The organism is Clostridium sp. AM46-21 (assembly GCF_003480025.1).
Lineage (GTDB): Bacteria > Bacillota > Clostridia > Lachnospirales > Lachnospiraceae > Coprococcus > Coprococcus ammoniilyticus.
Map to the genome: position 1 here is coordinate 24,719 of NZ_QUIB01000020.1, position 18,291 is coordinate 43,009.

Consider the following 18,291-nt stretch of genomic DNA (forward strand, 5'->3'; position numbering starts at 1 on the left):
CACTAAAACTTTTATAATGCTATGTTCTGTCAAATAAAAGATGGTATTTTATAAATTTTTTTATAAATTTCTCACAACGCCGAATATCAGCGCCGCCATGATCAGTATATAGATTAAAACCGTGTCCGCTGAACCCAGCCGATATGCGTCTCCTTTTATGTAGTTCAAATCTCCCCTGACTATCAGATATATGATACATGGTCCTGCAATGTACAAAAACGGATTATAGGAAAAGGATGTCCGTATCTCTCCTTTTAATAAAGACAGGCATGCTCTGGTTATCCCACAACCGGGGCACTGCCATCCGGTCAGTGTCCGGAATATGCAGGGTACTGCCAGACCGGTCAGTCTGACAAATACCGCATACAGGATTCCTGCTAAAAGAATAATGCTATCCCGATATATAATCTTTCGGACACGATTTTTCTTTTCTTCCATATATGTTTCTTACTGTCCGTTATATGGGTTGTTATTATCATTTCCATTGCTGTATGGATTATTGCCGCTCTGGTTGTAACCACCATACTGCTGGCTCTGATCATAGCCACCATACTGCTGATTCTGGTTGTATCCGCCGTTATATGGCTGCTGATTCTGGTTGTAACCGCCGTACTGCTGGTTCTGATTATAGCCGTTATACTGCTGGTTCTGATATCCACCATTATATGGCTGGCCATATCCGTTCGTGCCGCTGTACTTATTAATCGCATCCTGTGCCAGTGCGTAGTCGATAATTCCAAGTCCAAATAACTGAAGAACTACAAACAGGATACCGCTGTTGCTGGATGGCATACCGCCTCTGCTCTTAATGATATCGACCTTTTCACCCATCTTGTAAGCCCAGTACCATCCATAAATACCACAGGTAACAAGTGTAAGCAGCAGTGCCATTCCGCCACCTGCCAGTTCATTCTCACCCGACATCTCATTTGTATCGTCTGTAATACATACAAACCAGTAAAGTCCATAAATACCACAGGTAACGATCGTCAATAAGATACACATACCAATACTTCTTTGTTTCATACTTTCCTCCTTGCCGATGCTCCTTCCGCATCTCTGATTTCATATAATAAAAAGTATAAAATATTTATAAACTGCTGTCAATGAAGTCTGTACCAAAATATTGCTTATTCTGCTATATTTATGCATAATGTACCAGTATCTATCTGTTATCGTCCTGTATGTTTGCAAAATAAATACAAAAAAATTGAAAAAAAATACATATCGTGATACAATTTGTTTTTCCGTTATTATTTCAATAACAATATTATAAATATGCCCTGCTTCTCTATTTTATGTTATATGAATATATGCAATTTTTCTGTATAATTTATGCATATATGCGAAGCAGTGACGGATACATACTATTTTAAAGAAGAGGTGTCAGTTATGAAAAACATGTTAAACTTCAAGGAATTCACAGCAGATGAGCTGATGGATATCCTGAACCTTGCTCTGGATATGAAGAAGAATCCGGAGAAGTACAGCGAATCCTTAAAAGGAAAGAAACTTTATACTTTATTTGAAAAGACATCAACCAGAACCTTTCTTTCATTTGCAACCGGCATTACCGAGTTAGGTGGTACCTACTACAACCAGTTATGGAAGGACTCCAACTTTGTACTCGGCGAGCCTGTTTCCGAGATCAAATATGTCTGCCGTAATGTTGATATCATCATGGCACGTCTGATCAAAAATGAAACTGTTGAATTATTTGGCAAGAATGCTACGGTTCCATTTATCAACGGCTGTGATAATTCCTACCATCCATGCCAGATCCTTGCAGATGCCCTCACGATCCTTGAGAAGTTTGGAACTCTGGATGTCAATCTGATGTACATCGGTGCAAAGAACAATGTATTTAACTCCCATGTTGAATTCTTCTCCAAGATGAAGAAGGGTACGTTATACGGACTGACTCCACTTGTAAATGAGACAGCCTGTGGTCCTGATTTCTATGAAGAAGCAAAGAAAAGCGGCCATTATATCGAGCTTGATCCTGCCATGTCCATGGAAGAAGCAAAGGAATATGCAAATAAGATGGATGTCCTCTACACAGATACATGGGTAGATATGGAATTCTTCAACAATCCTGCTTACCAAAAGCAGAAGGAAGAAACCCTTGCAAAGATGATGCCTTACCAGTTAAACGGCGACTTCACAAAAGACAGCAAAGCGATCGTATTCCACGATATGCCAATGCATGTCGGCTTCGAAATCTCTCAGGATGTCGTAGATAAGAACCTCGATCACATCCTAGACGAGGCAGAAAACCGTCGTCATGCTGAAAAGGCCGTAATGTACACACTCTTAAATTCATAAAACCATGGAATGTTGATAACCGCCTGTGGCGATATAACAGTATGCCCCCCGGCGGTTATTTACATTCCATGGTTTTACCGGAAAAACCGGTTGCATGGCATTCAGGCAGGTGCTATAATCGGGGATAGCAAATTTGTAAGGAGGCCGCCATGAAACATCTGATAGACCCAATGGATTTAAGTTTGGAAGAGCTCGATCACATTTTAAATCTTGCTCAGGATATTATTGATCATAAAGAAAAATACAGTGAGTTATGCAAAGGCAAAAAGCTCGCTACTTTATTTTTTGAACCAAGTACAAGAACTCGTTTAAGTTTTGAAGCCGCCATGATGGAATTAGGTGGTAATGTACTTGGTTTTTCTTCTGCCAGTTCATCATCCTCATCTAAGGGTGAAAGCGTTGGTGACACAGTAAAGGTTGTAAGCTGTTATGCAGATATCATAGCCATGCGCCATTTTAAGGAAGGTGCTCCGATGCTTGCATCCATGAAATCCGATGTACCGATCATTAATGCAGGTGACGGTGGACATAACCACCCAACACAGACACTGGCTGATCTTTTAACGATCAAACGTGAAAAAGGAAGACTGGACAACCTTGTGATCGGCTTCTGCGGAGATCTGATGTTTGGACGTACCGTTCATTCTCTGATCAAAGCAATGTCCCGTTATGAAAATATCAGTTTTGTGCTTATTTCACCGGATGAATTAAAAATTCCTGATTATATCCGCACAGAAGTGATCGAGAAGAATAATATACCTTATAAGGAAGTTTCATCTATGGAGGATGTGATCGGAGAACTGGATATCCTCTATATGACAAGAGTACAGAGAGAACGTTTCTTCAACGAAGCAGACTACATACGATTAAAGGATACCTACATACTGGATAACAGTAAGATGGCACTTGCCCGTCCGGACATGTGTGTCCTGCATCCGCTGCCACGGGTAAATGAGATTGCTGTTGAAGTGGATGACGATCCAAGAGCATGTTATTTCCGTCAGGTATTAAATGGTAAATATGTCCGTATGGCATTAATTGCCACACTGCTTGGTTTAGCATAGGAGGTACAAACAGATGAACATAGACAGTATTCAAAATGGTATCGTACTTGATCACATTGCTGCAGGCAAGGCACTCCAGATCTATAATGACCTGCATCTCGACAAGCTGGACTGCTCCGTAGCAATTATCAAAAATGTCAAAAGCCAGAAAATGGGTAAAAAGGATATCTTAAAGATAGATCAGGATATCGACATCAACCTTGATGTCCTTGGATATATCGATCCGGATATCTCCGTTAATATTATCCGTGACGGAAAACTGGTGGAAAAGAAAAATATTGAGCTTCCGGAACGTCTGGTAGGTATCAAGAAATGTACCAATCCGCGCTGTATAACCTCAACCGAACAGGGAATCCAGCATATCTTTAAGCTTACAGACAGAGCACACCGGATTTATCGTTGTATTTACTGCGAAGCAGATAAATAATTTTACTTGCTATTTACTTTTCGCAAAAATATGCTATAATCTAGAAGTTATCTGTGCGGTAAAGTATCGAAAAAACGACAGAAATTTTAACCGGACTTTTTAAATATGTTTATAAATATTTAGAGGTGCAATATGGAACAATATGTGATCAAAGGCGGTCAGCCTCTTGAAGGAGAGGTAACTATTGCAGGTGCAAAGAACGCAGCTCTCGGAATCCTTGCTGCTGCCGTAATGACCGATCAGGAAGTTATAATAGAAAATGTACCAAATGTAAGAGATACCCGTGTCCTTCTTCAGGCAATTCAGGGTATTGGTGCGACAGTACGCTACATAGACGAACATACCGTATCCATCTGTGGCGCCGCTATCAATCCAAACAGTGATCTGTGCGTAGATGATGAATTCATCCGTAAGATTCGTGCATCTTACTATCTGTTAGGTGCATTACTTGGAAAATACAAGCACTCTCAGGTTGCATTACCTGGTGGCTGTGATATTGGTGCAAGACCGATCAATCTTCATATAAAAGGATTTGAAGCACTTGGTGCACAGGTTGATATTACAAATGGAACCATCTCCACTTATGCCGAAGAACTGATTGGAAGCCATATTTATATGGATGTTGCATCCGTTGGTGCAACGATCAATATTATGATGGCTGCAGTTCTCGCTGAAGGTAAAACCACCATTGAAAACGCAGCAAAAGAACCACATATTGTCGATGTTGCCAACTTCTTAAACAGTATGGGCGCAAATATCAAAGGTGCAGGAACTGATGTCATCCGTATCCGTGGTGTTAAAGAACTTCATGGTACTACTTATTCCATCATTCCGGATCAGATCGAAGCCGGTACATTTATGGTAGCCGCTGCTGCAACAAAAGGTGATATACTGATCAAGAATGTAATTCCAAAACATCTGGAAGCTATCACCTCCAAGTTGAACGAGATCGGTGCTCATGTAATTGAATATGATGACTCTGTAAGGGTTATGTCTGATAAACGTTTGAAACCAACCAATATCAAAACACTTCCTTATCCGGGATTTCCAACGGATATGCAGCCGCAGATGGCTGTCACACTGGCACTTTCAAACGGAACCAGTATTGTAACAGAAAGCATATTTGAGAATCGATTCAAATATGTTGCCGAGCTTGCCAGAATGGGCGCTCACATCCGGGTAGAAGGCAATACCGCTATCATTGATGGTGTAGAATCCTTCTCTGGTGCAAATGTAGCTGCTCCGGATCTTCGTGCCGGTGCTGCTCTTGTGATTGCTGCATTAGTTGCAGATGATTTTTCCGTTATATCAGATATTAAGTATATCCAGCGTGGATATGAGAAATTTGATGAAAAGATCCGTGGTCTGGGCGGAAAGATCGAAAAAGTTGATACTGACAAAGATATTCAGAAATTTAAATTAAAAATCGGATAAATATACACATGAAAAAAGAGATGCCTGCTCCACTATATCGGTCAGCATCTCTTTTTATTTTCAAATTAACAATCACATTTTCACAGCCAAATATTTTTGGCCTGTCCCGCTGTCCTATTTTCTATTCCAACCTATATGTTCTATATTGTACGCACATCCAATTTTTTCTGTGAAATCACTAATTTTTTGACGAAAAAGGGGTTTGTTTTTTCTGAGATTATGGTAAACTAAAATCAGTATTGTATTTTTTCAGGTTTATATATTTTTATCACAAAAATCGAATCGTGCATTTATATACAAAGGAGAGCATCATATGAATAACAAACGGCTAAGTAACAGACCATACCGATCCGCCATACTGGCGATCGCAGCACTTATCTGCTGTCTTGTGGTCTGTCTTTTCATGAACAGCGGACTTTCTGATGCCGCAGGAAAATCCGGTCATATCAAAGATGGAGTAACGAATGTTTATTTCCGTGATGCCCCCGGCGGCAATCCTGTAACGGATCACGGCAGTAACATTATGTTAAATGGGGGGCACAAGCTTACAATCCTGAACACCTCAAACAGCTCCTGGTATAAAGTATCCCTTGTTTATAACAAGACAACCTATACCGGCTACGTATCCGCTTCATATGTCACTATCGACAAAACAGACTCTTCTGATAAAAACAATACAACAGCAACGACAGAATCCTCAGGGAAAAAATCCGACAAAGATTTTGAATCCTATATGAATGATCAGGGATTTCCGGAAAGCTATAAGGCGCAGCTCCGGGAACTGCATGAGGCTCATCCATCCTGGACTTTTAAAGCTGTCCAGACAGGAATCGACTGGGATGATCTTGTAGATAATGAACGAAACAAATCCGGTCAGATCAAAAATCTGGTTCAGGGAACCAGCAGTTATCCACGCTACAACTGGCGTTCCACGACGATCGGTTACAACATCAAAACCGATACATGGGCATCCTTTGATGGTAACTGCTGGTATGCCGCATCGGATAAACTGGTCTCCTATTATCTGGATCCCCGTGTTTATCTGTATGAACGGTTCGTATTTGCATTTGAGAATCTCTCTTATGAAGATTCTCAGTCCAAATCCGGCGTGGAATCCATTTTGAACGGAACCTTTATGTACAAATCCAAGCCATCCGGTTCCAACAGTACATATTCCGAACTGATCATCAAAGCCGGAAAGGCAGTCGGTGTCAGCCCATACCACATTGCCTCCCGAATCAAACAGGAGGTTGGCTCATCACTCAGTTCTGCCACAAATGGAAAGCATTCCGTATATCCGGGAATCTATAATTTCTATAACATCGGCGGTTTCGACAGCGTAACCGGAAACGCCGTTACAAATGCACTTAAATGGGCATCCTCCGGTTCTACCTACGGAAGACCGTGGAACACCGTATACAAATCCATCTATGGCGGTGCTCAATACATTGGAAATAATTACATTCTGCAGAAGCAGAATACTTTGTATACACAGAAATTCAATGTCACAAATACCTCCGCCTTATACTCCCATCAGTATATGACCAATGTTCAGGCGGCTTCCTCTGAAGCCTCTAAGGTATACGATGCCTACAGTGGCGCAGGCACACTGAACAATTCAATCACATTCTGTATCCCGGTATACAAAAATATGCCGGATACCATGGTCAGCAAACCGGCAGACAGCGGCAATCCAAACAACTATCTCAAATCACTGAGTATTGATAACTATTCCCTGACACCAACATTTGCAGTCAATACAACAACCAAGTATTCCCTGATCGTATCAGAGAAAACAAGTTCTGTTACGATTTCTGCAAGTCCGGTCAACAAAAACGCTTCCGTATCCGGAACAGGAAAAGTCAGTCTGTCAAAGGGTACGAATACAGTAAAAATTACAGTAAAAGCCCAAAGCGGCGCAAAACGTACTTATACATTAACGATCGTCCGTGGTAAATCTTCCGGTAATTCCGGCTCAGATCCTGAATTTGATGGTAACTATACTGTATCTGACGGAACCATAACAGGCGTAGCGGTATCAACCACCGTATCTGCATTTGTCTCCAATCTTGGATGTACAAACGGAACTGTCAGTGTAAGGACTTCATCCGGTGAAGAAAAGACATCCGACCGTATCGGTACCGGTGACATTGTAAAAATAACTGTTTCGGGCAATACCAGCACCTATACCGTTATTATCTTCGGTGATGTAAATGGTGACGGCATTATCAATGCACTGGATCTGTTAAAGATACAGAAGCATATTATCGGCGCTTCTACCTTAAAGGATCCATACCTGAAAGCCGCAAATATCAAACGAAGTGGTATGTTATCTGCTCTCGATCTGTTAAAAGTCCAGAAATATCTGATGGGCGCAGCACAGATCATGCAGCAGTAAATGAATAGATGATAAAATACAGGAGATATATAAAATGAAAACAAGAAAAAAATTAGCAGCATTATGTATGATCTTGGTTCTGGGATTAAGCTGTCTGGTATACGGAAACAGCATACACTCCTATGCAGCATCTACCCAGTTCTCGATCTCGCTTTCATCCTCATCCATTCAAAAGGGTGGTTCGGTTACAGTAACCGTATCGATCAGTTGTTCTGAAGCACTGGGCGCTTACAGCTATTGTCTGTCCTATGATTCCTCCTTACTGGAATATCAGTCCGGCGATGGCTATGGCGGAGGTGGAACCGTATCCTGTGCCGGATATGGCGATGGAAATATTACTTCTGCTTCCAACAGCTTTACATTTTCTGCTATAAATACAGGATCTGCCTATGTCAGTACGGGAAGCTCCGATGTCTATACATGGGGCGAAGAACATGCCGGAGCATCAGATGCAGGTGCTACGATCACAATAACAGCCGCTGGCGGCAACAGTACAACAGAAGCAACGACCAGCGAACCAAATACAACAGACACCCCGGCTACAACAGAAACAAATTCTTCCGAATCTACAACAGAAGATACGACAGACACTTCTTCCGAGGACACAACGGAAGATACCACAGAGGAAATGTCTGATAACTGTTATCTGTCTTCGATCCAGATCACACCAGGTGAATTAAAGCCTGAATTTGCAAAAGATACATATACTTATGAGACAACCGTTCCCGGAGATACCACAAGCCTTGTGATCAATGCGATCCCGGAAGACAGCAAATCATCCGTTTCCATTACCGGAAATGAAGATTTTGAACCGGGAAAGACCTCTCATATCTCTATCAAGGTTACTGCGGAAACCGGCGATAATCATATCTACGACATTGCGGTTAATGTGGAAGAACTGGTAGATACAAGAGCGATCATCCAGATTGATGGAAAAGATTATTATTTTACAGAAGATTACAGCAAGCTTACTATTCCTGAAGGATTTGCCGAAATAAAAGAGAAATATAATGATACCGAAATCATTCTCTATCAGTCTCCAAACGGACTGGTTAAATGTGCTTATCTGACAGATAAGGACAGCAAAAACGGAGCATGGTATATCATTGATACTACCGCAAAATCTGCGGTTCCATTTATCAATGTTGCATCTGCTTACAAAAGCTTTATCATTCTGACAGCCGGCGAAGACGTTACAGTGCCGTCGGGTTACACGGCTTTCACCTATAAGTTTAACAAAAATTCCGTAACCGCCTATCACAAATATGAAGATGATACGATCCTCGTAGTATATGCCATGAGTCCGGACGGTGAACCTGGATGGTTCTACTATGATACCGTTGAGAAAACATTTACCCGATTTGTCGCTTCAGCAGTTTCAACAGAAGCAGTCACGACTGCTTCTGCGACAGATGCCAACAATGGTTCTTTCTTTGATCAGCACAAGGACAAGGTTATCACTATATGCATCATCGTGATCGTAGTTATGTTCTTCCTGATCATTATCCTCGGAATTATGCTGATCCGGGTGATCAAGCAGGGACTTCCTGACGATGATCCTGACGATGATCCTGATGGTGATGCAAGCAACGGTTCCGATAACGATACCGACGACAATGCAGGCAATGATTCCGATAACGATACCGCTGACAACGCAGGCAATGGTCCTGATAACAATACAAGCGGCGATGCCGAAAACGTTCCCGACAATACCAGCAATAATGCTGCCGATGATACACCAGACAACACAGATCACAACACAGGCAATGATACAGGTATCGATACTGATAATACCTCGGATGATACTGCTTCTGCAAATGATACAAAGTCAGAAGATACGATAGCCGCTGCTGTTGTTCTGGACGAAACACCAGCAGAAAATGCCGATGATACAAACAACCAAAAGCCTGCGGACATTCCGGTAACAGATGGCATGACAGAGCTTACTGCTAAGCCATCCGTAAAAGCTGAAGATGTCACTTCCACCAGATTAAGCAGCGAAACTAAAAAAGCAAAGGAAGAAAAAGAAGCAACTCCGGCAGATAAAATCATCAAAAAGGCGGCTCAGTACTCTTCCATGAATACGGCTGATCTGTCAGAGGTATTCAATATGGCAGAAGCGATCGTGAATCACGAAGAGCCAAAGAAAAACACCGGCTCCTTGCAGTTTAAGCCGATCAAGCAGAATGTACCGGATAGTAAAGAAGAAAAATAAGACCTACCAAAAGTTGTTATTTCCTGATTAAGGTTTCTAATCACGTTTGCCTACCTTTGTTTCACTCAATTTTATATGCACATGTCTCTGCCGCGATAAAAACTTTTGCGGCGACGACATGGCACAAAATTGAATGAAACTCAGTCGGCTACACTATGGATTATGAAACCTTAATCAGAAATAACAAACTCTGGTAGGTCTTATTTTTATACCACCGCTTTGTCATAATATTAAATCAATCTCATGCGGCAAAAACGTGATTATACACCTTATTCAAAAGTTGCAAGCCCTCAACAGGCTTTTTATCTATACCTCTTATAAATATGCCTTCAACATATCAACTTTGTCGAGTCTCTCCCATGGAAGGTCGAGGTCAGTTCTTCCGAAGTGTCCATATGCTGCTGTCTGCTTGTAGATTGGTCTTCTGAGGTCAAGCATCTTGATGATTCCGGCTGGGCGAAGATCAAAATGCTCACGGATGATCTCAACCAGCTTCTCATCGGATACCTTTCCTGTTCCGAATGTGTCTACCATGATAGATGTAGGTCTGGCAACACCGATCGCATAAGACAACTGGATCTCACATTTATCAGCAAGTCCTGCTGCTACAATGTTCTTTGCTACATATCTTGCTGCATACGCTGCGGAACGGTCAACCTTTGTACAATCCTTTCCTGAGAAAGCACCGCCGCCGTGACGGGCATATCCACCATAAGTGTCTACGATGATCTTACGTCCTGTAAGTCCACTGTCACCATTTGGTCCGCCGATAACGAATCTTCCGGTTGGATTGATAAAGAACTTGGTATCTTCATCTACCATATCAGCAGGAAGAACCGGATCAAATACATACTTCTTGATATCTTCATGGATCTGTTCCTGTGATACTTCCTCGCCATGCTGAGTTGAGAGAACTACCGCATCGAGTCTCTTTGCTTTTCCATTCTCATCATACTCTACTGTTACCTGAGTCTTACCGTCTGGTCTGAGATATGGAAGTGTTCCATTCTTTCTTACTTCTGTCAGTTTTCTTGCAAGCTTATGTGCAAGTGCGATCGGATATGGCATATATTCCGGTGTTTCATTTGTTGCAAATCCAAACATCATACCCTGATCTCCGGCGCCAATTGCTTCGATATCATCATCGCTCATCAGATGCTCTTTTGCTTCTAATGCCTTATCAACACCCATTGCAATATCTGCTGACTGCTCATCAATTGCTGTGATAACACCACAGGTATCACAGTCAAATCCGTATTTTGCTCTGTCGTATCCAATCTCACGGATCGTCTCACGAACGATCTTCTGAATGTCTACATATGCTTTTGTTGTAATCTCACCCATTACAAGTACAAGACCTGTTGTGATCGATGTCTCGCAGGCAACACGGCTCATTGGATCCTGCTCCATCAATGCATCCAATACTGCATCGGAAATCTGGTCACAGATTTTATCCGGATGACCTTCTGTTACTGATTCTGATGTGAATAATAATTTTTCCATCATTTCCTCCTTGTATAAATACTATCTATAGTTACTGCCATGCGTATTCGTTCACATAGCTTTTGATTTTTCTTTTTTCAGACAAGTTATCCCCACCTGGTTTTATGCAAAAGAAAAATCCGCTCTGAGCGGATTGATAAAATCAAACCTCTCATTGTTCGACGTCTGCATATCACAGACTCGCTCAGGAAGGCACCTTCCATACAGGTCTTTCTTTCACCTGTTCCGGGGTTGCCATGGCTTCATAGTCCCTTATGACTCCACCATTCTGAATAAGAGCATTTATAAATATTTATTTGTATTCAAACTGCAATGCAGTTCTGAAACAGCTATACTCTAACTGATATATTTCCATAAGTCAATAGGTAATTTCTGTTTTGCGACAAAAATTCATTAAAGCTATCCTATAAAACCGCCTTGCTGAGCAGGTATAAGATGAGCAAATGTGCCGGATAGAACACATAAAATGTATATTTAAGAACTTTATTCTTCCGACCATACTCTCCGTTGTACAGACTGATCGGCAGGATTGCCAAAACTGCATAGAGCTGCCTTATTCCGTAAAACAGGAAATACAGCACTGCCGATACGATTGCAAACCCCATATTCTGACGCAGCTTCCAGCCAAACGGATAATGTCCGGTCACAAGACCGGCATTTCTGAATACTTGTTCCGCCGTGTCATCCTTGGTCGAATAATAAATTAATACGATCAGAAGAATGCCCGCCATTCCATAATCAAAATGCAGAGCCTCTGAAACTACCATAATGACAACAATTCCGATGACTGCGCCTATCTGATTCCATTTTGCTACTTTTCCAAGATAAAGCACAACCAGCCCCGCCGCAAGTGTAAAGAAAATATTCTGCTTCTGCAGATCAAATACCTGTCCGGTCGATGCCAGATCAAATGGAACTTCCGAAATCAGCGCAAACAAAAAAAGCCGGATAAAATATTTTCTGATATCCGACGTATGCCTGTACCCTTCTACCAACAGGAATGCGAATATAGGAAATGCGAGCCGTCCTACAGCCCGCATTATCCAGTTATTATTCATTAGAACAAGTCCTACATGGTCACATAACATAAATATGCACGCCAGAAGCTTTAACTGATTTGAAGTTATCCCTGTCTCTGTCCTCTTATCCATGTTTTCCTTAAATTCTCTTACGAAGTGCCTTTGACAACCGATCCAGTTCCTCATTGTCTGACTGACCCGGAACCCATGTAACTGTAACCGTATCCTTAATGAATCTTGGCACAAGATGCATGTGAAAATGGAATACTGTCTGTCCTGCAGCAGCGCCATTGTTCTGAATAATGTTCAGTCCGTCAGGATTTAATTCTGCTTTCTGAGCCTTGGCAACCTCTGTCGCAATCGTAAAGATCTTTGAAGCAGTATCCGCGTCCATGCTATATATATCATCATAATGTTCTTTTGGTATAATTAAAGCATGACCTTTATTTGCAGGATTTACATCAAGTATTACTCTACATATGCTGTCTTCATAAACTGTTGCTGATGGTATCTCACCATTTGCAATCTTGCAAAAAATGCAATCGTCCTTACCCATAAAAGTTTCCTCCTTAATTGCTTTTTCCATTTTACTCCATTATGTGATATTTTACAAGCTTTATGTGGTTTGGAAGGTTGCATAAGCCTTCAGATCTTCCTCAACCCGTTGTTTGATTTCGTTTATAATCTCCTGACATTGTTTTTTCTTCATTCCTGCCTGCACTCCTACTGTCAAAAGCTCCGTTTCTCCCGGATCTTGTCCATTTCCATCAACAGATGTTGTATGCTCACCATAATAGGTTGTGCTATACGTCAGATCATATGCCGGACTCAATCTCCATGTTTCTGATTCAGTATCATATACAAACGAAAAATTCTTTGAATGATCATCCCTGTTATGTGCAAATACATTAAAACACATTCTGCGAAACATATTTTCAACATCCATTTTATTATCTCGCGTCATTATTCTTGTTAATTTCATCAGGTCATGGTAGTCCAGACTTGGCTGGTTAAAATCAAGTTCTAACAACGTTGCCGCCGTTGCCATATGAACCTTGCTCCCATCCGTTTTTCTATTAAATCTCCGGGTTCCAAAGTATCCTGCATGTCGCTGCGATGGAAACAACCTTGTCTCACTCATAACGATTCCACATTTTTTTGCACAGACCGAATAATCATATTCCATTTGTCCAATATCTGCCCTGTCAACATGTGCTGGAAATTTTATGATCCAATCTTCCCCACGCATCTGGAAGACTATCTGCAAATATTCCAAACAGCCCGCCGAAATAATCTTTTTTCAGCACAAATACCTGCTTTTTCAGCGGCAGCGAAAAAGGGCTGATTGAAAATCCATCTTCCAGCCATTCATCACTATATTCAAAAGCAGCTTTTCGGTCTGCTGTTAACACCATCGTTCCCACCAAACGATCCTCATAGCAAACCTGAAGCATCCTATCTTCTATTTGTCTTATTCATAACCTCCTGAATATCCTTGTACGGAACCCGTGTAAACAATTCCCGAAGCTCATCTGCTATATCCAGTGCAACCGCAATCCGCGTCAATCCCAACAGAGAGATCTGTCCGGTTTGCTCAAATCGTTTGATTGATCCATAGCTTACGCCACTTTGTTCCGCTAACTGCTGCTGTGACAACGATCTACGCTTTCGTATATTGCGAACTCTTTCTGCCAATTTCTTATCTAATTCATCCGGTGTCTCCCATACAAAAGGTTCCATGTATCTTTACCCCGCAAATTATTTATATAGATAATATTTTATCTATATATCCGTCATTTTTATTATAATTGATAATATATTATCCATATTTATTATATACTATTATCTTATCACTTTCAATTTATCTTTATTCAAAAAATGAAATGTACTTATAACCAGTCGAATAAAAACGAAACATATCATGTATTTTTCATGCCGATCCAACTGTCTATAAGCACATTTCATTAATAAAGCATCTTATAAAATGTATTCTTTCTGTCATTTGTCTGTGGAAATTCTGTTCTTGCATGTCTGACTGCCCCGGGATCAATATCTGCGACACGCAGCTTCTCACTAACCCGAACTGATACATCCCGCCCAAGCCAGTCATATACATGAGAGCCCGGAATATAGTGAAACCCATCTCCATCTCCAACCCGGTTGACTGCGATCACATATGCCTGATTCTCGATCGCCCTTGCCTTCAAGAGTGTTTCCCATTGTTCCGCCCTCGTTTCCGGCCAGTTTGCGATCACCATGATAACTTCATACTGATCTCTCATTGCAGAGAAAATCTCCGGGAAACGAAGGTCATAGCAGATATATCCACCTATCCGAATATCCTTTACCTGTGCCTGTGCAAGCTTTTCTCCTGCCCGATATACCCTATCCTCACCACTATATGAAAATGGATGAATCTTCGCATAATCAAGCAACACATTTCCTCCATCCACAAGCACCAGCCGATTCTCGTAAGCCTTTTCTTTCATTTCATCATTCACCAGGCTACCATCTGCCATAACCGCACGAATATACCCAAATGCCATCGGCATCTTATATTTTCTGCTGTTCTCCATAAAAAATGAAACACTGTCCGGGATGTTATCCGCATCCCAGCTTTCCGCATACAACCATGGCCGCATCGTGAATCCTGTCAGTGTCATCTCCGGAAATACCAGAAGCTCTACTCCATTTGCACTTGCTTCTTCCATAACTTCAAGGCAGCATTTCTTTGCTTCTTCCCTATTCTCAAATCCAATATTCAGTTCTGTAACTCCAACTCTAAGCATAGCCGCTGCCTCCTGCCTGTTTTTCTTTATTATATTCTTATATAGTATATTTATATCTGCTTTTTTTCAACCCTTAAGCCTCCCGCTCCAATTGTCAACCTTAATGTTTATTCTATGGTTGACATTTTAGAATATACCATCTATAATGTTATCCAGTGGGTGCCATTTAATAGTTGACATTCAATTTGTTATCGGGAAGCGGATAGCTTAGCCCTGCTATCCGCTTCATATTTTTGTCAATCCCCCTTAACCTCATCCAATCGAGGGATGGCATCCATTGTACCTATATTATTTATTCAACAAGGAGAACACACACATGAAAAACAAATTCACAACCGTGGAGATTACAATGATGGCTGTATTCGCAGCAATCTTATGCGTATCTGCATATTTAAGTATCCCAACTCCACTCCCAAATGCAGCACACATTACGTTACTGAACTTTATGATCATGCTCATTGCACTGGTATTTGAAGTCCGCGACTCAACAATTATCGTTGCCTTATGGATGATCCTCGGTGCAGTCGGTGTTCCGGTATTTATCGGCGGTGGCTCCGGTATCGGTTATCTGACAGGAGTATTCGGTGGATATACATTCTCATTTATCATCGTTACTATCTTTGCAGGTCTGACAAAGGGTAAGAAATACAATCGTATCCGTTATACGATCGTTGCCATTTTAACAGCAGCACTTATCGACATCATCGGTATGTTATGGTGGAAATTCAACGGAAACTTAACCTGGAAAGTCGCTTTCCTTTCAGGCTTTGTTGCATTTATTCCACTTGATCTTGTAAAAGCTATCATTGCTGCACAGATTGTTCCATTATTCAAGAAGCTGATGCCGGAAGCAAATGTAAACACAGACGCAAAGAAAGAAGCAGCATAAAAAATATTATATAGTTATAAAACAAGCAGGAATCTTTAAAAGATTTCCTGCTTGTTTTTATTTTATAATAACTTAACCGCTGCCTCTGCAACAAATATATTATATTACTCTTTCCGACTTTTTTAGATTGCCTTAACCTTTACATTCTTGCTCAGTCCGCACTTACGGAAAAGCTTCTTATATGCGCTAAGCTTGCTCTTTGGTACTTTGACTGTTGTCTTTGAGGTGATACCGGCAAAGGTTTTCTTGCTCAGCGTTTTGGATGTCAGCTTGGTTGTTTTGATCTTTAAAACCTTTAAATCCCTGCTGTTAGCAAAAGCATATGATCCAATTTTCTCAACTGATGTTCCAAGGGTGATCGTCTTTAAAACTTTTGTTCCGGCAAATGCCTTGGATCCAATTGTTTTAATACTTCCTCCCATCACAATATTATTATTTCCATCATATTCAGAGAATGTTGCACCTGCAAATGCTCCGGAATCAATGGAAGTCAGCTTATAAGTCTGATTTCCATATTTTATTCCTTTCATATAGCTTTTCCAGACTTTTGTGCCGAAAGCACCTCCATTGGTCCATGCTCCAAGAGATACTGTCCGGTTTCCGGCCTTTGTACTTGTAACACGGAAGGTACAATATGGATAATTATAAGTATCCTCAACAAAATAGGCTCCATTTTTGACTGGTTTTGTCTTCTTCTTTATGGATACCTTCAAATTTTTATCATAGTAAATTCTATCGTTTTCCATATTCTTTGGTACGATAATTTCTGTCAATTTATTCTCATAGCAAACAACAGAATCACATAAAGGACTTGCACTAAAATCCAGTTTCGTTAACCTGTTATTTGTACACTTTACCCATACTAAGGCATTATTATGACTGGTATCCAACTGGGTCAACTGATTCTTTGCACATTCCAGCTTTACAAGCTGTTTATTATTTGTAAGATGCAACTGAGTCAGCTTATTATCAGAACAGACCAAACATACAAGTTTTTCGTTTTTATCAACATTCAATTTTGTTAGTTTATTGGTCTCGCAATTCAAGTCTACAAGATCAAGATTCTTGGTAACATCAAGCTTCGTAAGTTTATTACTCCTACACCACAGAGTATGAAGTTTTGTATTTTTTGTAAGATCGAGCTTTGTAAGTTTATTACTCCTACACCACAGATCATGAAGTTTTGTATTTTTTGTAAGATCGAGCTTTGTCAATTTGTTTTCGTCGCAAAACAACCCTACCAATTTTGTATTCTTACGGAGATCCAGCCCAGTTAAGTTATTGCTGTCACAAGCTAATATCTCCAGTTTTACATTTTTGCTGACATCTAACTTTGTCAGTTTATTATCACAACAACTCAGTTCTTTTAATTTCGTTAATTTGGATACATTCAATTCTTTTATGCCGTTACGACCACATTCTACGAATTCCAGTTTTGTATTTTTGCTGACATCCAGCTTTGTCAGTTTATTGCTGCCGCAATCTAATTTTACTAACTTCGTATTTTTGCTGACATTCAGCTTTGTCAATTCATTGCCGCCGCAATCTAATTCTACTAACTTTGTATTTTTGCTGACATCCAGCTTCGTCAGTTCATTGCCGTCGCAATCTAATTTTACTAACTTCGTATTTTTGCTGACATCCAGCTTTGTCAATTCGTTATACCTACAAGACAAATATTCCAATTTGGAGTTCTTGCTAACATCCAGCTTCGTCAGTTCATTACCAGCGCACTCCAATGTTTGTAACTCTGTAAATATATTGATACCGGTCAGACTTTTACATGTATAGCCATATTCTTTACTCGTATAACTCAGACATATTGTCTTTACGCTCTTAATCTCTGACTTTGACAATACACCATCCTCATTCAGATCGATATTCTCAGAAATATATTTCCGAAATCCTTCATCCGGGAAATTCGTTGAATTGATCTTCACATCCCCCTGTGCTGCATCAACTTTCCTCATTCCTGGATTTCCCAATAACAGTGGTACTGCTACTAATGCTGCCAGTCCTCCGGCAATCAGCAGACGTTTTAATTTTGTCTGCAAAGCCAATTTGTTCATTTGTTTTTTGTTTCTCATATTGTCTCTCCTTCCAATTCCTTCTTTTTACTCCGGGTTGACACAAGCGCAAAAAAGACCCGAAACAGGATAATCTTCCATTATCCTGTTCCAGGTCTTCTCAACTGCAGTTCTATAATTTACGGTATGCAAAAAAGCGCT

17 protein-coding genes and 1 riboswitch are annotated in these 18,291 nt (G+C 40.7%); of the genes, 7 read left to right on the forward strand and 10 right to left on the reverse strand.

Annotation, left to right across the window (positions count from 1 at the left end; genetic code table 11):
* Positions 1-60: 60 nt before the first annotated feature.
* The gene (locus DW959_RS12535) at positions 61-438 is read right to left on the reverse strand and encodes a DUF2752 domain-containing protein (RefSeq protein ID WP_117808557.1); all 378 of its coding nucleotides are present in this window, start codon (positions 436-438) and stop codon (positions 61-63) included.
* A gap of 9 nt (positions 439-447) precedes the next feature.
* Positions 448-1,026, reverse strand: coding sequence for a DUF4234 domain-containing protein (locus DW959_RS12540; RefSeq protein ID WP_117808556.1), 579 nt, complete (start codon positions 1,024-1,026; stop codon positions 448-450).
* Between the two features lie 366 nt (positions 1,027-1,392).
* Between DW959_RS12540 and DW959_RS12545 the strand changes: the two genes are divergently transcribed.
* The 6 genes from DW959_RS12545 (at position 1,393) to DW959_RS12570 (ending at position 9,863) form a co-directional block, all read left to right on the forward strand.
* Positions 1,393-2,325: an ornithine carbamoyltransferase gene (locus DW959_RS12545; protein ID WP_021944020.1), complete on the forward strand. Its 933-nt coding sequence runs from the start codon at positions 1,393-1,395 to the stop codon at positions 2,323-2,325.
* A 149-nt stretch (positions 2,326-2,474) separates the two neighbouring features.
* Positions 2,475-3,389, forward strand: a complete 915-nt coding sequence (gene pyrB / locus DW959_RS12550; RefSeq protein WP_117808555.1) for an aspartate carbamoyltransferase — start codon at positions 2,475-2,477, stop codon at positions 3,387-3,389.
* 13 nt (positions 3,390-3,402) lie between these two features.
* Positions 3,403-3,816 carry an aspartate carbamoyltransferase regulatory subunit gene (locus DW959_RS12555; protein ID WP_008400467.1) on the forward strand — a complete coding sequence of 138 codons (414 nt, stop codon included), beginning with the start codon at positions 3,403-3,405 and terminating at the stop codon, positions 3,814-3,816.
* Between the two features lie 132 nt (positions 3,817-3,948).
* Positions 3,949-5,250, forward strand: a complete 1,302-nt coding sequence (locus DW959_RS12560; protein WP_021944022.1) for a UDP-N-acetylglucosamine 1-carboxyvinyltransferase — start codon at positions 3,949-3,951, stop codon at positions 5,248-5,250.
* Positions 5,251-5,563: 313 nt separating this feature from the next.
* On the forward strand, positions 5,564-7,648 hold the full coding sequence (locus DW959_RS12565; RefSeq protein ID WP_118484826.1) for a dockerin type I domain-containing protein: 2,085 nt from the start codon (positions 5,564-5,566) through the stop codon (positions 7,646-7,648).
* Between the two features lie 34 nt (positions 7,649-7,682).
* The gene (locus tag DW959_RS12570; RefSeq protein WP_118616311.1) at positions 7,683-9,863 is read left to right on the forward strand and encodes a cadherin-like beta sandwich domain-containing protein; all 2,181 of its coding nucleotides are present in this window, start codon (positions 7,683-7,685) and stop codon (positions 9,861-9,863) included.
* A gap of 315 nt (positions 9,864-10,178) precedes the next feature.
* On the opposite strand, the gene metK is transcribed toward DW959_RS12570, so the two are convergent.
* From metK to DW959_RS12600, 7 genes are all read right to left on the reverse strand, one after another.
* Positions 10,179-11,366, reverse strand: coding sequence for a methionine adenosyltransferase (gene metK / locus DW959_RS12575; protein WP_117808553.1), 1,188 nt, complete (start codon positions 11,364-11,366; stop codon positions 10,179-10,181).
* Between the two features lie 148 nt (positions 11,367-11,514).
* Positions 11,515-11,645, reverse strand: a riboswitch (SAM riboswitch).
* A gap of 125 nt (positions 11,646-11,770) precedes the next feature.
* The gene (locus DW959_RS12580; RefSeq protein ID WP_118484824.1) at positions 11,771-12,517 is read right to left on the reverse strand and encodes a TraX family protein; all 747 of its coding nucleotides are present in this window, start codon (positions 12,515-12,517) and stop codon (positions 11,771-11,773) included.
* 7 nt (positions 12,518-12,524) lie between these two features.
* Positions 12,525-12,941, reverse strand: coding sequence for an HIT family protein (locus tag DW959_RS12585; protein ID WP_021944027.1), 417 nt, complete (start codon positions 12,939-12,941; stop codon positions 12,525-12,527).
* Positions 12,942-13,001: 60 nt separating this feature from the next.
* The gene (locus DW959_RS12590; RefSeq protein ID WP_347475361.1) at positions 13,002-13,634 is read right to left on the reverse strand and encodes a HipA domain-containing protein; all 633 of its coding nucleotides are present in this window, start codon (positions 13,632-13,634) and stop codon (positions 13,002-13,004) included.
* Entirely contained in the window at positions 13,591-13,800 is a 210-nt protein-coding gene (locus DW959_RS15160) for a HipA N-terminal domain-containing protein (RefSeq protein ID WP_347475362.1), read from the reverse strand. Before DW959_RS15160 ends, DW959_RS12590 begins: the two co-directional genes overlap by 44 nt.
* 40 nt (positions 13,801-13,840) lie before the next feature.
* A complete protein-coding gene (locus tag DW959_RS12595) occupies positions 13,841-14,125 on the reverse strand; it encodes a helix-turn-helix domain-containing protein (RefSeq protein ID WP_118616313.1) in 285 nt (94 codons plus the stop codon).
* A 224-nt stretch (positions 14,126-14,349) separates the two neighbouring features.
* Positions 14,350-15,174, reverse strand: coding sequence for a nitrilase-related carbon-nitrogen hydrolase (locus DW959_RS12600; RefSeq protein ID WP_117822524.1), 825 nt, complete (start codon positions 15,172-15,174; stop codon positions 14,350-14,352).
* A 316-nt stretch (positions 15,175-15,490) separates the two neighbouring features.
* Between DW959_RS12600 and DW959_RS12605 the strand changes: the two genes are divergently transcribed.
* Positions 15,491-16,063, forward strand: a complete 573-nt coding sequence (locus tag DW959_RS12605) for a biotin transporter BioY (RefSeq protein ID WP_117822523.1) — start codon at positions 15,491-15,493, stop codon at positions 16,061-16,063.
* A gap of 122 nt (positions 16,064-16,185) precedes the next feature.
* Here DW959_RS12605 and DW959_RS12610 read toward each other — a convergent pair whose 3' ends face one another.
* Positions 16,186-18,150, reverse strand: a complete 1,965-nt coding sequence (locus DW959_RS12610) for a leucine-rich repeat protein (protein ID WP_117822522.1) — start codon at positions 18,148-18,150, stop codon at positions 16,186-16,188.
* Positions 18,151-18,291 lie beyond the last annotated feature (141 nt).

What these genes read in the sequence shown, in the direction of transcription:
- DW959_RS12540 (WP_117808556.1), bottom strand. Translation starts at nt 1,026, where the DNA reads ATGAAACAAAGAAGTATTGGTATGTGTATCTTATTGACGATCGTTACC.
- DW959_RS12600 (WP_117822524.1), bottom strand. Translation starts at nt 15,174, where the DNA reads ATGCTTAGAGTTGGAGTTACAGAACTGAATATTGGATTTGAGAATAGG.
- DW959_RS12565 (WP_118484826.1), top strand. Translation starts at nt 5,564, where the DNA reads ATGAATAACAAACGGCTAAGTAACAGACCATACCGATCCGCCATACTG.
- DW959_RS12590 (WP_347475361.1), bottom strand. Translation starts at nt 13,634, where the DNA reads ATGCGTGGGGAAGATTGGATCATAAAATTTCCAGCACATGTTGACAGG.
- DW959_RS12580 (WP_118484824.1), bottom strand. Translation starts at nt 12,517, where the DNA reads ATGGATAAGAGGACAGAGACAGGGATAACTTCAAATCAGTTAAAGCTT.
- DW959_RS12595 (WP_118616313.1), bottom strand. Translation starts at nt 14,125, where the DNA reads ATGGAACCTTTTGTATGGGAGACACCGGATGAATTAGATAAGAAATTG.
- DW959_RS12585 (WP_021944027.1), bottom strand. Translation starts at nt 12,941, where the DNA reads ATGGGTAAGGACGATTGCATTTTTTGCAAGATTGCAAATGGTGAGATA.
- DW959_RS12570 (WP_118616311.1), top strand. Translation starts at nt 7,683, where the DNA reads ATGAAAACAAGAAAAAAATTAGCAGCATTATGTATGATCTTGGTTCTG.
- DW959_RS12545 (WP_021944020.1), top strand. Translation starts at nt 1,393, where the DNA reads ATGAAAAACATGTTAAACTTCAAGGAATTCACAGCAGATGAGCTGATG.
- metK (WP_117808553.1), bottom strand. Translation starts at nt 11,366, where the DNA reads ATGGAAAAATTATTATTCACATCAGAATCAGTAACAGAAGGTCATCCG.
- DW959_RS15160 (WP_347475362.1), bottom strand. Translation starts at nt 13,800, where the DNA reads ATGGTGTTAACAGCAGACCGAAAAGCTGCTTTTGAATATAGTGATGAA.
- pyrB (WP_117808555.1), top strand. Translation starts at nt 2,475, where the DNA reads ATGAAACATCTGATAGACCCAATGGATTTAAGTTTGGAAGAGCTCGAT.
- DW959_RS12535 (WP_117808557.1), bottom strand. Translation starts at nt 438, where the DNA reads ATGGAAGAAAAGAAAAATCGTGTCCGAAAGATTATATATCGGGATAGC.
- DW959_RS12560 (WP_021944022.1), top strand. Translation starts at nt 3,949, where the DNA reads ATGGAACAATATGTGATCAAAGGCGGTCAGCCTCTTGAAGGAGAGGTA.
- DW959_RS12555 (WP_008400467.1), top strand. Translation starts at nt 3,403, where the DNA reads ATGAACATAGACAGTATTCAAAATGGTATCGTACTTGATCACATTGCT.
- DW959_RS12605 (WP_117822523.1), top strand. Translation starts at nt 15,491, where the DNA reads ATGAAAAACAAATTCACAACCGTGGAGATTACAATGATGGCTGTATTC.
- DW959_RS12610 (WP_117822522.1), bottom strand. Translation starts at nt 18,150, where the DNA reads ATGAGAAACAAAAAACAAATGAACAAATTGGCTTTGCAGACAAAATTA.